Consider the following 15,901-nt stretch of genomic DNA (forward strand, 5'->3'; position numbering starts at 1 on the left):
TCATAGAGGGCGCCCGGCCTCACCGAGGAGTCGGTTCCGTGCGGGGCGCGGAGGGCGTGGGCCCCGACCGCACCCGAGGACGGCGACACCCGCCATCGGGCGAACGTCACATTCTCACCTGTTCAACCTCTTGGCACACACCTGACAGGTGTTGCCCATACGTCCGCATCTGCTGTCGTTCATTCGCATCAGGAAAGGGTTGATTCCATGTCTTCAGGGAGAACCGCCGTGACCCACTGGACAAGACGTATCGCCGTCCAGGCGTCGGTCCTCGGCCTGGCTCTCGCCGGGCTTGTGGCCATGGGTGGTGGCCGGACACCGTCGGCGGACCTCGGCCGGACCGAGCCGGTCGCGGTGACCACCAACCAGGTCGCGGTTCCGCCGGCACCGATGGGCTGGGCCTCCTGGAACAGCTTCGCCAGCAGCATCGACTACAACACCATCAAGGCCCAGGCCGACGCACTTGTCTCGTCCGGCATGGCCGCCGCCGGCTACAACTACGTCAATATCGACGACGGCTGGTGGCAGGGCGCCCGCGACGGCAACGGCAAGATCGTCACCGACGAGAGCCTGTTCCCCGGCGGCATGAAGGCCATGGCCGACTACATCCACAGCAAGGGCCTGAAGGCGGGCATCTACACCGACGCGGGCAAGCAAGGTTGCGGCTACTACTTCCCCACCACCAAGCCCGCGGCGCCCAACACCGGCAGTGAGGGCCACTACCAGCAGGACATGCAGACGTTCCAGGAGTGGGGCTACGACTTCGTCAAGATCGACTGGTGCGGCGGCAACGCCGAGGGCCTTGACCAGGAGACCACGTACAAGGCGATCAGCGCCGCCAACGACGCCGCGGCCGCGATCACCGGCCGCAAGCTGGTCCTGTCGTTCTGCGAGTGGGGCACCGGCAACCCCTGGAACTGGGGCGCGGGCACGGCCCCGATGTGGCGCACCAGCACCGACATCCTCTTCTGGGGCAACAGCCCGTCCACGGCCAACATGCTGGCCAACTTCGACAAGACGCTGCACCCCTCGTCCCAGCACACCGGGTACTACAACGACCCGGACATGCTGATGGTCGGCATCAGCGGCTTCACCGCTGCCCAGAACCGCACGCACATGGGCCTGTGGGCGATCTCCGGCGCACCGCTGGTGGCCGGCAACAACCTCACCACCATGACCTCCACCACCGCGTCGATCCTCAAGAACTCCGAGGTCATCGCAATCGACCAGGACGCCCGCGGCCTCCAGGGCGTCAAGGTCGCCGAGGACACGACGGGGCTGCAGGTCTACAGCAAGGTCCTGTCCGGCACCGGCAAGCGCGCCGTCCTGCTGCTCAACCGCACCTCCTCCGCCGCCGACATCACCGCCCGCTGGGCCGACCTGGGCCTGACCACGGCCTCCGCCTCCGTACGCAACGTGTGGACCGCGACCGACGCGGGCAGTTTCGGCACGGGCTACACCACCAGCGTCCCGGCCGGCGAAGCGGTGCTGCTCACCGTCTCCGGCACCGAGGCCTCCGGCACGACCTACGAGGCCGAGTCCTCGTCCAACACCCTGGCCGGTACCGCCGCAAGCGCCACCTGCGCGAACTGCTCCAACAGCTCGCTGATCGGCTGGATCGGCAACGGCTCCGCCAACACCCTGACGTTCAACGGAATCAGCGCCTCGGCCTCCGGCGTGAAGCTCGCCACCATCGCCTACGTCAACGGCGACACCACCGCCCGTAGGGCAACCCTCCAGGTCAACGGCCAGCAGCCCACGGTGGTCTCGTTCCCGCCGACCGGCTCCTGGACCACTCCCGGCACCGTCTCCGTGCTGGTCGGTATGGCCAAGGGCTCCAACACCATGAAGTTCTCCAACAGCAGCGGCTGGGCGCCCAACCTCGACGCCGTCCTCCTTCAGGGCATCGCGGGCACCAACGGCAACGAGATCATCGGGGCCGGCTCCGACCGCTGCCTGGACATCGCCAAGAATTCGATCACCAACGGCACCCAGCTCACCTTCTGGGACTGCGTCGGCGGACACAACCAGACCTTCACGTCCACGTCGCGCGGCGAGCTCGTGGTCTACGGCAACAAGTGCCTCGACGCCGACAACAACGGCACCACCAACGGCACGAAGGTCATCATCTGGGACTGCACCGGCGGTACCAACCAGAAGTGGACCGTCAACTCCAACGGCACCGTCACCAACAACAAGTCCGGCCTCTGCCTCGACGCCGTCAGCAGCGGCACCGCCAACGGGACCAAGATCGACCTGTGGACGTGCAACAGCGGGACCAACCAGAAGTGGACGCTCAACTGACGGATTGGCGCCACCGTTCATTCCCGATCGGCGGACGGACTGGATTCTCCAGTCCGTCCGCCGATTCATTTGCGCGACATCACATGGACTTGCGCGGCAAGGAATCCAGGCCGCTGTGCGGTCGTCGCCGACGCCGGTGCTCTGCCGACGCCACTCCCGCCCGGCGGATCGAGCAGTTGCCGACGTCCATTGCTCTGTCCGTCTCATCAGGCCGAACCGCGCGTCGGCTACGCGGAGGGAGATCGCTTCGTCGCACGGCGTCTCCAGGGGTGGCGACCGCACAGCGAACGAACGAGGTTCGTCCCCCTCACGTTCGTTGCCGGTTCTCCGGCGGTTGTTGAGATTTGAGGGCGTCTCGCAGCATGGCACGCGAGGAGATGCCCAGTTTCGGGTACATCTGGTAGAGGTGGGCGCCGACGGTCCGGTGGGAGAGGAACAGTCGCTCTGCTATCTGTCTGTTGGTCAGGCCGGAGGCTGCCAGCTCGGCTATCTCCATCTCCTGGGAAGTGAGCAGGCGCGCACTCGATGTGCCGGTGGGCCGCTTGTTCCAGCCGGCGGCACGCAGTTCCTTCTCAGCGCGTTCGGCCCATGGCCGGGCGCCCAGATGTTCAAACGTGGCCAGCGAGGCGCTGAGCGGGCCCCTGGCTTCGGCAGACGCCCTGGCACGCCTCAACCGCTCGCCATAGGCCAGTCGTACGCGGGCGAAGTCGAAGAGCCACCGGTCCGCCCCGGGAATGGCCAGGGCTTTCGCGAACAGCCGCAGAGCTTCGTCGTCGTCGGTCGCGCACAAGGCGGCCGAGGCCTCCGTGAGCAGGGCGTGACGTGGCGAGAGATCCGCAGTGCCGGCCTCCCGCATGGCGCGCACATGATCGGCAGCCGCCGCGTGCCGGTTGGTCCGGACAGCAGCCTCCACCAGGTCCATCGTCACCCACAGGGCGTGTGGCACATGTGAGGCGAGAGTCCCCGCCGGGCTGATGGCGTTCGCATGCTCGTACGCGCCGGCGAAGTCACCGCGTCCCAGAGAGGCCACGGTGACCGCGTGGTGAGCGCAGTGCGCGGCACAGCGCGCTCCTCGGGGCAGAGCCCAATGGATGATGCCGTCGGCTATCGCCTGGCTCCGGTCCGCCTCTCCGCGAGCGCCACAGACGATGGCCCGGATGTACAGGAAGTGCCAGGAGAAGGCCCTGTAGCCGTACTCCTCGCACGACTGGACTCCCTCATCTGCCAGTTGCAGGGCCTCGTCCCACATTCCGGTGAGGTAGTCGTCCAGGCACAGGTGCATCAGTCCGGACAGGTATCGGCCTGCCGGGCCGCCGTCACGTCCCATGCGCACCACACGCCACGCCGATTCGCGAACGTCTCCCAGCCGGTCGAGGTAGAGGGCCGCCGTACCCGTCCGCGTGATCCGGACCGGGTCGGTCTCTTCGGGCAACTCCGCCACGAGCCTGTCGAGTTCCTTGGATGCCGCGGCGCCCGTACGTGCCGGATCGGAGAAGGTCTTGCCCGTCGCGGACAGGTCGAGCGGCGCCTTTGGCGTCAGCCGTTCCAGAACTCGGTAGAAGGGTGCCCACAGTTCGGGTCGGGCGCCGAAGAAGCAGACCAGCACGAGCACGTGGAGAGCGTCGATGAGCGCCTTGTCCTGCGCGTCGTACTGGTGAGCGCCGGTTTCGACGGCGCCGACCAGCAGCCGGTGGGCCGTCTCGACATCACCGTCGCTGTTCAGTACGAGAAGGGCTGCGGCTGCCGCCGCGTGCAGTGAGTTCTTCGGATCCGGGGATGACCGCCTGGCATCATCCAGGAGTTTTCGGGCACTGGGCAGCGCGCCGATGGACTCGGCTCCGATGTAGGCCGCCTCCGCGAGCCGGCGGCCCCGGTGGGGACCCTGCGCAGTGAGTGCCGCGGCCCTGATCAGCCTCTGCATGCCGCCCACGGCATCACCACGACGCAGAGTGAGACGCGCCGCGTGCTCGAGGAAGGCAGCCACCTCTTCGTCCGGTTCCAGGGTCGCCTCGCCCAGATGCCAGGCCCGGCGCTCGGGCTGATCCACCAGCACGTGAGCGAGTGCCGCGTGAACCGCACGCCGTTCGCTGCTCGTCGAGTGCTCCATCACGGCGGAGCGGATCAGCGGATGGCGGAACCTCAGCCGTCGGGTTCCCTCGTCGACGTGCACCAGTTGCTCACGCTCGGCGGGCGCGAGGTCGTCCAGGCCGTACCCGTCGTTCATCTGCCGCGAGGCCGCCTGCAGAACACCGAGATCCCCGTGGCCCTCCAATGCCGCCAACAGCAGCAGGCGCTGCGACGGCCGCGGCAGACCGGTGATCCGGGAGCCGAACAACGTCTCCAAGCGCTGACTGAGCGGCAGCACAGCGGGCAGGTCATCCAGTGCCGGACCCCGTACCGTTTGCGCCGTCGCCGGCAGCTCCAGCAGGGCAAGCGGGTTGCCGCGCGCCGCAGTCAGCAGGCGCCGACGCGCGCTGCCGACGAGAGCCGGGAACCTCGCCCCGATCAAACGGGCCGCCGACTCGTCAGTCAGCGGCGGCAGCTGGTACACGGGGAGGGCACCGCCGTCGTAAAGACTCTCCGTTCCCGAACACGAGGCGGCTAGGAAGCTCAGGCGGGCACCGGTCACTCGCCGGGCGACGAAACCCAGTACCGCCGCACTCGCTCGATCGACCCGGGGCAGATCGTCGACGACCACGAGAAGCGGGTTACCGGCACCGACCGTCCGGAGGAGGAGCAGCACGGCGTTGGAGACGACCAGTCTGTCCGGCGGTGGGCCGCTTTCGAAGCCGAGCGCGACGCGAAGGGCGTCTCCGAAGGGTGCCTCAAGGCCGTCGAGCGTCTCTTGGAACGGGAAGAGGGCCTGGTGGAGACCCGCGTAGCTGCAGTCCGCCTCGAACTCCACTCCGGCGGCACGCAGAACGCGGGTCCCTTCCAGGGCCTCGGCCTCTGCAAGAGCGTCCAGCACCGCCGTTTTCCCGACTCCTGCGTCTCCCGACAGCAGCAGTGCTCCGCCTCCGGCCCCTATACCCAGAAGGTCGCGGATCCGTTGAAGATCCTCGTCCCGGCCGATCAGGGCGCCGGCCATATCGCGTCTTGAGGAGTCACCGGCGACCACAACGCGCTCCCGTCAGTTGCACAGGCATCACCCTGATCATGAGTTCGGTCGGCATCGCCTTGACCTCGGGGCAACGCCCCCGTGCACGGCGTGACGTCTGCCCTGCTCGGCAGCGTCCGGCCGAAGTGCCGACCGAGCCAGGCCTTGGTGTGAGTGTCGGTGACCGGCGCGCCCACTCGCATCCGTGGCATCCCTAGTGGACGTACCGGGGAGACGTGCCGCCACTGGACACGGTGGCGGCGGATGCCGGATGCACGGGCCCCTCGGCTCACGAACTCAGGAGGACCGCACCTTTCTGCCGCCGTCCGCCAGGACGGTGACCAGCGCACCACGCGACGCGACACCTGTCTTGGCGAAGACCTTGTGCAGGTGGTACTCGACAGTGCGCGGGCTCACGAAGAGCCGACTGCCGATCTCGGTATTGGTCAGGCCCTCGCTGGCGAGTCGCGCTATCTGCGCCTCCCGGGGGGTCAGGTCGTCGCTGCCGATCTCGGCGCTCCGCTTCCGAGCGGTCTCCCCGGTGGCCTTCAACTCGCGCGCCGCACGCTCGGCGAACGCGTCCATGCCTGCGTCCGCGAAGAGCTCGTGGGCGATGCGCAGTTGGTCGCGTGCCTCGACCCGGCGCCGCTCGCGGCGCAGCCATTCGCCGTAGAGGAGGTGTGCCCTCCCGAGATCGGCTCGGCACAGGGCCCGTCCCAGTCTGTCGATCGCCTCCCGGTAGAGACCCTCGGCGGCCGTTCCCCGCGCGAGCAGCGCCCGCGAGCGGGCCTCGATCCCGAGAGCCCAGTCGGTGGGACTCGCCTGAGTCGTCCGCACCAGCCGGTCGAGCGCTCGGGAGGCGCTCTCACTGTCGCCACTCCTGACTGCCGCTTCAACCAGTTCGGCCGGTCCCCAGTGCACCGCGACGCCCGGTGCCGGCGGGTCGAGGACGACGCGTTCGGCGGCGGCTCGGGCCTCCTCGTACCGGCCAAGGCCGTTGTAGAGCACCGCACTGGCCCAGTCCGCGACGCTCAGCCCCACTCCCTCGCCCCGCGACGCCGCCTCGCTCGTGGTGACGCGTACCAGTTGTTCGACCTCGGACTGCCGTCCCTGCCACGCGGCGAGTGCCAGCGCACCGTAGTGGGTGATCTGAAAACCGGTCGCCGTGACGATGGTGCGCACCTCTTCGCTCAGCGACGCCGCTTCGGCCAGTTCGCCCTGGAAGAGGTGCACGAAGATACGCGAAGTCAGGGCCAGGGGCAGCCCGGCGAGCGCGCCGGTGTCACGGGCGAGGCGGAGGTGACGATCTGCCAGCACACGACAGGACCTGTCGTCCCACAGTGCCACGGCGACGATGAAGGCGAGCCACAGCCACCGGAGCTCCTCCGCAGGGGAGATGTCGTCTTCCAGGAAAGCGCGCAGGGCCCGCCGCATGGCCTGCGTCGCGGCCCGTGCGTCCTCCGTGAGGAGCAGGACCAACGCATCGAGGAGCATGTCGGCGGCACGCGGTGCCTCCGACGTGGTCGGCGCCGTGCGGGCGGCTGCCGCGACCTCCAGGAGACCGCCGCCCTCGACCGCCAGGCGGCCGGCGAACATCGCCGCGGACAACGCCTGCAGATGCGTTTCGCGCGCCAGTCCGACGTCCAACGGCTCAAGTTGCCTGGCTACCTCGAGCAGCGTCGGCGGAGCGAGGTTGCCACGATTCGTGGTGAACGCGATCTCGGCGCGCAGCAAGGACGCGCGGGCGCGTTGCAGCTCGTCGAGCGGGCCGGCCAGTGCCGCGGCCAGCAGCGACAGCGCGGCGTCGGGTGCCCCGGCCTCATGCTTCGCCTGTGCGGCGGCCAGGGCGCGTTCTGCCCGGCGCCCGGACCCGGGCGTGAGCGCGGCGGCGCGCTCCAGGAAGGCGGCGGCCGCGGCCAGGCCGCCCCGCCTCTGTGCACGCCCGGCCGAGCGTTCGAGTTCCGCGGCGACGCCCTCGTCCGGCTCCACCGTGGCGTGCGCGCGGTGCCACGCGCGCCGGTCCGGATCGGCCTCGGCATCGGTCGCCTCCGCCAGGGCGCGATGAACCGTCCTGCGTTCGTCCGGCGAGGCTGCCCGGTAGACCGCCGACCGTACGAGCGGATGCCGCAACCGGATCCGGGGACCGAACTCGATCAGGTCGTCCGCGGCGACGACGGCCGCGGTGCCGGCCGGGTTCCCCAGCCGTGTGGCCGCACGCCAGACCAGCGCCGGGTCACCGAGCGGCTCTGCGGCTGCCAGCAGCAACAGCTGGCGAGTCTGCGCGGGCAGTGGCTCCAGCCGTCTGAGGAAGCTGTCCTCGATGCGCCCACGAAGCGTCTGTGCGGTGGGCGACCCGAAACCGCCCGCGAGCTCGGCGTGGGTCAGTTCGCGTGGCAGCTCCAGAAGCGCCAGTGGGTTGCCGCGGGCCTCGGCGATGATCCGCTCACACACCTGTTCGTCCATCCGGCCGGGGATCTCCGAGCGGAGCAGACCCCGTGCGTCATCGTCGTGCAGGCCTACGAGGTCCAGCACCGGCAGTCCGGACAGGTCATGCCCATCGCTGGAGTCGCGTACCGCGAAAACGCAGGCCACCGACTCCGCGAAAAGCCGCCGCGCAACGAAGGCGAACACTTGCGCGGAGGCGCGGTCGAGCCACTGCGCATCGTCGATCACGCACACGAGCGGCCTGCGCTCGGCTGCCTTTGCGAACAGGCCGAGCACAGCCAGGCCGAGAAGGAAGCGGTCCGGTGGGGGCCCGGCATGGATCCCGAACGCCGTGCCGAGCGCGTCACGCTGAGGTCCCGGCAAGGAGTTCAGCAGGTCCAGCATGGGCGCCAGGAGTTGATGGAGGGCTGCGAACGGAAGCTCCATCTCGGCCTGGACCCCCGTTGCGGACACCACGCGGCAGTCGGCAGCCTGGTCCAGCAGATGGTCCAGCAGCGCGGTCTTGCCGACCCCCGCTTCCCCGCGCAGGACCAGAGACCGGCTCTGGCCCGCGTGGAGAGCCTCGACAAGCCGGTCGAGCGCCTGGCATTCGGCGTGCCGTCCCAGCAACACGGGGCGACGCCCCGTGACCGGTCTGTGCTGGTCGCGCGGCGGATCCGTCTCCATGCCGCCTCCCGGCACATGCATCGCCCTGGCCTCTAGCCGCTCCAGTATTACAGGGGGAGTTTCGCTGACGCCTCAGCCGCCGGCCGGTCCTGCCGAGGGGCCGCACCGCACCCGGCCAGGGCATACGACCGGTCGACGGGTCTACGCCGTCCGGCGGTGTCCGAGGCGGCCGCACCCTCTGGGATGCGCCGCCGATCCGCCGTTCTTCGGCCAGTGGACCGACGCGCGCATGCGTGAGCCGCGGGCCGGGCCTTTTCTGGCGGCACCGCGGCGGTTCTGTCAGTCGGCGGTCGGGTCTCCGGGGCGGCGGTACACGCCGTACCAGTAGCCACGGGCCAGTTCGGCGGCGACGAGGACATCGTCGCCGCCGCCGCTGTTCGCCACCTGCTGAGCGATGACCTGAGCGCCTCCCTGGACGATCACCTTGGCGGCGAGCCGGGGGTCGATGTCCGTCGGGGTACGGCCGGCCTGCTGCTCCTCTTCCAGCACCGTCACGACGTTGTCGATGAACCGGTCCTGGTCGGCCGTCCACGCCTCGCGGACCACGGGGTCGTACGCGGCCACCTCGTTGATCGCCGACAACAGCGCCGCGTGTTCGCGGTAGTGCCGCAGGATGCGTTCGTAGGTTCGGGCCAGCCCGTCGACCCCCCCGTCGGGATCACAGGGCCGCCAGGCCTCCGCGATCGCGAAGCTCTCCGTCTTGAGGGAGCCGCTCAGCCTCAGCAGCACGTCGACCTTGTCACGGAAGTACAGATAGAACGTGGACCGCGAGATGCCCGCGGCGTGCGCGATCTGCTCCACGCTCAGCTCTGTATAGGTCACACCACCGCGCAGCAGTTCCTCGATCTCGGACAGGATCCGCTTTTCGAGTGCGGCCCGGCGGTCGGCCGCGGTGGAGGGGCGTCGAGTGGTGGAAGCCATGGCGCCATCCTAAGGAGTCGGCCGAAGGGCCTCGCCGCGGGCTGTGCGTGCGGCCCCTACTCGCCGACCAGGGCTGAAGCGGTCCGCACGGCTGCGGGCCCGGCGCGGGCTCAGACCATGAGGCTCACCCGCTCCCCGATGCCCAGGAAGGCCTTTCCGTACACCTCGAGCCCGACGGCCGGGACCAGGCCGGCGTGGCGCGCCGCGGTGTTGGCGTCCCGCCAGATCCGCTGCAGGGGGCTGGTGTCGGCGAACGCGGACGAGCCGTGTGTGTTCAGCAGGATGCCGATCGCCTCGACGACCTGCTGGGCCGCATGGCCGGCCTGGGCCCGGATGTGCGCGCGTGCCGCGTAGTCCAGGGGGCCGGAGGCGGCGGCCTGATCCACTTCGGTGACCGCACGGTAGGTGTGCAGCCGGGCCGTCTCCAGCTTGAGCGCCGCCTCGGCCACCTGGATCTGGACGCCCACGGAGTCCGCCTGCCGGCCATGGGTGGTGAACGACAGCGGCTTCGCCGCGGCCGCCTTCACCACCAGGTCCAAGGCCGCGTTTCCGAGTCCGAGCAGCGGCCCGACCAGGCACAGCAACAGCATCGGGCCGAACGTCGAGCCGTACAGGTCCTCGTCGCGGTGCGAGCGTGGGTAGGAGCCCTCGGCGGCCGCGGGAACCGACAGCACACGGTGCTCGGGGACGAACACGTCCTGCCCGATCAGGGTGTTGCTGGCCGTCGCCTTCATGCCCGCCGTGTGCCAGGTGTCCTCGACGGCGAGGTCGAAGGCGGGTATCAGGACCATCGCCTGGTCCGTGACCGCACCGTCGTCGTCCTTCAGCAGCGCACCGACCGCCGCCCAAGTGGCGTAGGGAGCACCGGAGTTGTACGACCAGCGGCCGCTGACCCGCCAGCCGCCCGGCACCCGCTCCCCCATGCCCGTCGGTGCCGCCACGCCGGTCACACGGGCGTCGGGGTCGGCGCCGAACACCTCCTCCTGGGCCTTGTCCGGGAACAGGCACGCCAGCCAGTTGGTCACCGAGATGATCATTCCGACCCAGGCCGCCGATCCGTCGCCCGCCCCCAGCGCCTCCGACACTTCGGTCAGCGTCCGCAGGTCGGTCTCGTGGCCGCCGTACCGCTTGGGGGTCAGCAACCGGAAGACGCCGGCCTCGGCCAGCGCGTCGACGACCTGTTTCGGCACCGCGCGGGCCGACTCGCCGTGCGCCGCCCGATCCCGGAGCAGTGGCTGCAGGGCGGTGGCCCGTGCCACGAGTCCCGCCCTGATGTCTTCCTTGGACCGTGCGCTCGCCTCGTCGTGGCGGTGGGTGCCGGTGCTGGTCATGACGTTCTCCCTCTGTGTGCGGTGTCGCCGGTGTTCCGGCGGCGGATCCCCCGGGAACGGCGGAAGGGTCCCGGAATGTGCGTTCGGCCCGAGGCTCAGTCGGCCGATCCGAGCGCGATCCTCGTGAGGAGCGCGGCGAGTTCCCCGGGCATCGACAGGAACGGCGAGTGGTGGCAGGCGATGCGGTGGACCGCGTCGGACCTGGCGGCCAGCGCCTCCTGATCCTGCGGCGGCAGCGCCCGGTCGTGCTCGCAGACGATGTACGTGGAGGGGATGGTGTGCCATCCCGCCCGCGTCAGCGTGTCGCTGAAGGACTTCGTGCTCTGCGGCACCAGCTGCTTGGCGGCCTCCTCGGCCTCGGGCTCGGGCACGTCTGCGTAGAACAGCGGGACCGGATGGTCAGGTACCGCCTGGAAGCCGTGCGGCTCCGGCGGAACCGGAGCGCTGTGGTACCCCAGGAGGCTCTCCCCGACGTCGAGTTGGTACGCCCCCAGGTAGACGAGACGCGACACGTTGCCGGCCTCGGCGACGGCCTCACTGACCGGTATGCCGCCGTAGGAGTGGGCCACCACCACTGCCGGGCCGTCGATGCGCTCCAGTTCGGCGAGCACCGCTCGCGCGTCGTCCCGCACCCCGGCCTGCTGCCCGGCGCTCGGCAGGTCGACCGTAGCCGTCGTCCAGCCGTCGGCGCCGAGCGCCGCTCTCAGCGTGTCCCAGCACCAGGAGCCGTGCCATGCCCCGTGCACCAGGAGCAAGGTCGGACGGTCAACTCCATCAACTGCCACGGAAGTCCCACTCTCAGGATCAGACAACTAAGGCGCCCACCAGCGCCGTTGCAGGAGCCTAAAGCAGATTGGACACACTGTCCAACGCCATGTCCAGCAAGTCTCCCGCCGGACGCACCAGCGGATGACGGTCGCTTGTGTCCCCTGTCATCCGATCGAGGCGTGTGACAGCGGACCCAGCCGTTTCGGCATCGGCGACAGTGAACCCAGTCGCGCGAGGCGAGCAGGCTGAAAGTGCGGTACGGCCGTACCGGCTGCCGGAGGTCTGCTCGACAACCGGGGCCGCTGTCGCTCGGGGCCGATACGACTGGTGACCGGCTCGCGACGTCGCCTGTGTTGTTCCACCTGCTGTGGCGGCAGGAGTTGTCCGCCGAGGGGACGGCGGTCGAGGTGCTGGGCCCGCGCACGTTCGTGCGCCTGGCCGGTGGAGGTGCCGGATGAAGGAGGAGGGGCGGCGGGTTCCACCGATCGCCCGGATCGCAGAGTCCCCCAGGAAGGCCGCCGACCAGGCTCCTCCGGTGGGCGGCCCACCTCCTGGAGGTGCCGCACGGGCGGCCGCCGGGCGCCCCCGCCGGGGCGGCGCCGCGGCCCGGGTTCGACCCGAAGCCGCACTCGCCGACCGAACGCGAGCGGGTCGAAGCGGCCGAGCCGACGGCAACGGGACATCGGGTGACGGCGTCCGGCGCGACGAACTGCGCGACGGGCTTGCCGGGGTGGCGACGGCCGGTGGGCCAAGCCGCCGCCCGCCTTCGGTCGGGGCGCTCACGCGGTGGCCGAGGCGATGCGGCAGGTGATCGCCGAGACGGCCGATGCCTACTCGAAGGTGATCGGGTTCCCCGTTGGCGGACGAAGCAGTTCCTGGCGTCCTACGAGGACGCCGACGGCATCGGGGCGCCCGCGGAGCGCACGCTCTACCGGCTGTTCGACAAGCCGGCCGCCGGCACGCACGCGACCGGCCCGGCGACGCCGCACCGCTCGGTCAATGCGCGTCGGGCTGGACACCCCGGCCCTCCCGTTCGGGAAAGTGCCGGCCGACGCACCGGGCGAGTTGACGCAGATCGACTCCACTGCACTGGATGTCCTGGTGCGGCTGTACGACGGCATCGTGGAGAAGGCCGAGCCGACGGCGCCGGCGGATATCGCGACCAGGTCGATCACTGCGGCGGTGCCACATGCCTGGCACCCCGAAGACGACCACGCGCATGGTCACCCCTCCGCCCGGCCCAGGGTCCCGGCAATGAGGGTGGTCAGCATCTCCGCCAGGGTGGCGGTGAAGTCCATGCGCAGGGCGGCGAGCGAGGGGTCCGCCTCATATGCGGCGAGCATGGCCGCGGAGGGCCGGGCGTGGGTCCACACGGCGCCGGTCACCATGACGGCCTGGGCGCACAACTGGTCGGCACGGTCGCCGAGTTCGGGCAGGTGACGGCGGGCCAGGGCGGCAAGAGCGGCGACGCTGTCGAGGGCGGACCGCTTGTAGCGGGCGGCCACGTCGGCGGAGACGTTGTGCTCCAGGACGCCGGCCTGGGCGCTGAGCAGGTCGCACAGCATGCGGTTCTGCGCGAGGGAACGGGTCCAGACGGCGGCGAAGGCTTGACCGCGCTGAAGCACCGGGGCGTCCGGGGCGATCGCGGCGTCCAGCTGCGCGGGGAGCCCGGCCGTCCACTGCCGCCAGTTGCGGTCCAGGAGTTCCAGCAGGATGGCCTCGCGCGACTCGAAGTACCTGAGCACATTGGACTTCGCCAAGCCGACGCGCCTGCTCAGCTCGTTGAGGCTGACCGCGCTCACCGGCATCTCGTCGAGCATCGCCGCCGCGGTGTCGAGGATCGCCCGCTGCCGGATCTCGCGCTGTTCCTCGCTGCGCGCCCGCTGGAAAGTCGCCATACGCACATGTTACAGACTCCCGGTCTCTTGACATCAGACCACCAGTCTCTTAACTTGGGAGAACAAGAGACCGCCGGTCTTCTATTTCGGGGTCGTCGGCCGCACGCACCATCCAGCACGTGAAAGAGGTCCACCGTCATGAGCGTTTCCAGCGTCGCCCTGGTCACCGGAGCCACCACCGGCATCGGCAAGGAGACCAGCCTGTCCCTGGCCCGCGCCGGCCATGCCGTCGTCGTCTCCGGCCGCCGTGCCGAGGCGGGAGAAGCCGTGGTCCGCGAGATCCGCGACAACGGCGGCCAGGCCGCCTTCATCGCCGCCGACGTCGACTCCGAAGAGTCCGTCGTCGCCCTGATCGCGGCCACCGTCGAGCGCTTCGGCAGGCTCGATGTCGCGGTCAACAACGCCGGCGTCTCCCTCGACACCGGCCGCCTGGCCGACGAGCCCACCAGCCGCTTCCAGCAGATGCTCACCACGAACGTGCTCGGCGTCTTCTGGGGCATGAAGTACCAGATCCAGCAGATGCTGGCCCAGGACAACCCCGGCGGCGCCATCATCAACCTGGCCTCGATCGCGGGCCTCGGCGGCATCCGCTACGCGGCCAACTACTCCGCCACCAAGCACGCCGTGGTCGGTCTGACCAAGTCCGCAGCACTGGAGTACGCCACCGACAACATCCGCATCAACGGCGTCGCCCCCGCCGCGATCAAGACCGACATCCTCAGCACCGCCATCGAGGCCGGCACCTGGGACGAGGCCACCATCGCAGCCCTCCAGCCGGTCAACCGGATCGGCCACCCCATCGAGGTCGCCGAGGCCATCACCTGGCTCGCCTCCCCGGCGGCGTCCTTCGTCACCGGAACCATCCTCAACGTCGACGGCGGCTACAAGGCCCAGTAGGAGACCCGCCACTCGCAACCGGAGGGGGGCGTCGTACGCGCCCGAACCCTTGTCGCGGGGGCTGCCGAGTGATCGAAAGAGACTCGTCGCCGTTGGCATCCAACCCAGTCGGCCCAGATCAGCGCACCGCACACGACTGACTTCGCTGTCGGAGGGCAGCTCGCCAACCACCCCACCGCCTCCCGGCCGGGTCAGCTCCCGGTATTCAGCGCCTGCCTCAGCATGGCGACGGCCTGGGCGATCGCCCCGCGGGCTGCGTGCGTCGACGACAGGGCGTCGAGCATGACGAAGTCATGGATGGCGCCGCCGTACCGGGTCGCGGTGACCGGCACTCCCGCGGCGCGCAGCTTCGCGGCGTACGCCTCCCCCTCGTCCCGCAGGACGTCGGCCTCGGCGGTGACGACCAGCGCCGGGGGAAGGCCGGCGAGCTGCTGTTCCGTAGCCCGCAGCGGGCTGGCCGTGATCTCCGCACGCTGCTCCTCGTCGGCGGTGTACTGGTCCCAGAACCACCGCATGGCGTCCCGGCGCAGGAAGAAGCCCTCGGCGAACTGGTGGTAGGAGTTGGTGTCGAAGCTCGCGTCGGTGACCGGGTAGAACAGCACCTGCTGCACGAAGGAGACGTCCCCGCGCTCCTTGGCCAGCAGCGTCAGGGCCGCACCCATGTTGCCGCCCACCGAGTCGCCGGCGACGGCCAGCCGGGTGGGGTCGAGGCCACGCTCCGCCCCCTGGCTCGCCACCCACCGGGCCACGGCGTAGCTCTCCTCCAGAGCGTCGGGATAACGGGCCTCGGGGGACAGCGAGTACTCGGGAAAGACAACGGCGGCCTGCGCGCCCGTCGCCAGTTCGCGTACCAGCCGGTCGTGCGTGTGCGCGCTGCCGAAGACCCACCCCGCGCCGTGGATGTACAAGATCGCGGGCAGCGGGCCGGTGGCCCCCTTGGGACGCACGATGCGCACAGCGACGCTGCCCCTCGGCCCACCCGAGACCGCGACCCAGTTCTCGTCCACCTCGGGCTTGTCGACCCCTGTGGACTGCACCTCTTCCACCGCCTTGCGGCCATCCGCCGGTGCCAGGTCGAATAGGAACGGCCGGGCCGAGGTGGCCTCGGCGAACTCGCGGGCAGCCGGTTCGAGGATCGGCTCGACCGGAGTGAAGGTGAAATCGGACATCACGCGCTCCTTGACGGTGAGGGCGCCACGCACCAGCGCGGGCATGCGACGTCCGCCGGAGCCGGCACGGGAGCGCCCGTGACCGCCAAGAGCCGCCGGCCCCACGCAGACGAGGGAACGGTTTCCAGGCAAGCCCCGCCGGGACCTCGGCGCATCGGTCATCCGACTGCGAACGCCGGCGCACTGTCCCGGCCATGTGACTGCCCCGCGCCGCCGCAAACGAGGCCCGAGCCGGTTCCGCGAGGCGCGACGCCGATGAGTGCGCTCCGGTCCGCGTCGCGTCCTCGGCCCGCAAGGCCCGTCGCCCCCGGCCGTGGGAGCGCGGCCACGCGGCCACCCCTGAGAGGGCGGACCGGTCAAACGACAGATCTCGTGATCGACATCGACTGGCGGGGCGGAAGCGGT

9 protein-coding genes are annotated in these 15,901 nt (G+C 70.1%); 2 read left to right on the forward strand and 7 right to left on the reverse strand.

The features are described 5' to 3' along the window. Positions 1-207 precede the first annotated feature (207 nt). The gene (locus OG289_RS04130; RefSeq protein WP_442818867.1) at positions 208-2,304 is read left to right on the forward strand and encodes an RICIN domain-containing protein; all 2,097 of its coding nucleotides are present in this window, start codon (positions 208-210) and stop codon (positions 2,302-2,304) included. A gap of 307 nt (positions 2,305-2,611) precedes the next feature. Here OG289_RS04130 and OG289_RS04135 read toward each other — a convergent pair whose 3' ends face one another. The 6 genes from OG289_RS04135 to OG289_RS04160 all read right to left on the reverse strand — a co-directional run bounded on the left by OG289_RS04135 (position 2,612) and on the right by OG289_RS04160 (position 13,430). Further along, the gene (locus OG289_RS04135) at positions 2,612-5,392 is read right to left on the reverse strand and encodes an AAA family ATPase (RefSeq protein ID WP_327312625.1); all 2,781 of its coding nucleotides are present in this window, start codon (positions 5,390-5,392) and stop codon (positions 2,612-2,614) included. Between the two features lie 306 nt (positions 5,393-5,698). Continuing rightward, positions 5,699-8,512: an ATP-binding protein gene (locus OG289_RS04140; RefSeq protein ID WP_327312626.1), complete on the reverse strand. Its 2,814-nt coding sequence runs from the start codon at positions 8,510-8,512 to the stop codon at positions 5,699-5,701. 279 nt (positions 8,513-8,791) lie between these two features. Beyond that, the gene (locus OG289_RS04145; RefSeq protein WP_327312627.1) at positions 8,792-9,433 is read right to left on the reverse strand and encodes a TetR/AcrR family transcriptional regulator; all 642 of its coding nucleotides are present in this window, start codon (positions 9,431-9,433) and stop codon (positions 8,792-8,794) included. Positions 9,434-9,543: 110 nt separating this feature from the next. After that, on the reverse strand, positions 9,544-10,764 hold the full coding sequence (locus tag OG289_RS04150) for an acyl-CoA dehydrogenase family protein (RefSeq protein ID WP_327312628.1): 1,221 nt from the start codon (positions 10,762-10,764) through the stop codon (positions 9,544-9,546). A gap of 95 nt (positions 10,765-10,859) precedes the next feature. Next, positions 10,860-11,510 carry an alpha/beta fold hydrolase gene (locus tag OG289_RS04155; RefSeq protein ID WP_327320584.1) on the reverse strand — a complete coding sequence of 217 codons (651 nt, stop codon included), beginning with the start codon at positions 11,508-11,510 and terminating at the stop codon, positions 10,860-10,862. 1,245 nt (positions 11,511-12,755) lie between these two features. Then, positions 12,756-13,430: a TetR/AcrR family transcriptional regulator gene (locus tag OG289_RS04160; RefSeq protein ID WP_327312629.1), complete on the reverse strand. Its 675-nt coding sequence runs from the start codon at positions 13,428-13,430 to the stop codon at positions 12,756-12,758. Between the two features lie 138 nt (positions 13,431-13,568). On the opposite strand from OG289_RS04160, the gene OG289_RS04165 reads away from it, so the two are divergent. Continuing rightward, positions 13,569-14,327 carry a glucose 1-dehydrogenase gene (locus OG289_RS04165; protein WP_327312630.1) on the forward strand — a complete coding sequence of 253 codons (759 nt, stop codon included), beginning with the start codon at positions 13,569-13,571 and terminating at the stop codon, positions 14,325-14,327. Between the two features lie 191 nt (positions 14,328-14,518). Here OG289_RS04165 and OG289_RS04170 read toward each other — a convergent pair whose 3' ends face one another. Further along, on the reverse strand, positions 14,519-15,496 hold the full coding sequence (locus OG289_RS04170; protein WP_327312631.1) for an alpha/beta hydrolase: 978 nt from the start codon (positions 15,494-15,496) through the stop codon (positions 14,519-14,521). Positions 15,497-15,901: the final 405 nt, after the last annotated feature.

It is taken from the genome of Streptomyces sp. NBC_01235, from assembly GCF_035989285.1.
GTDB lineage: Bacteria > Actinomycetota > Actinomycetes > Streptomycetales > Streptomycetaceae > Streptomyces.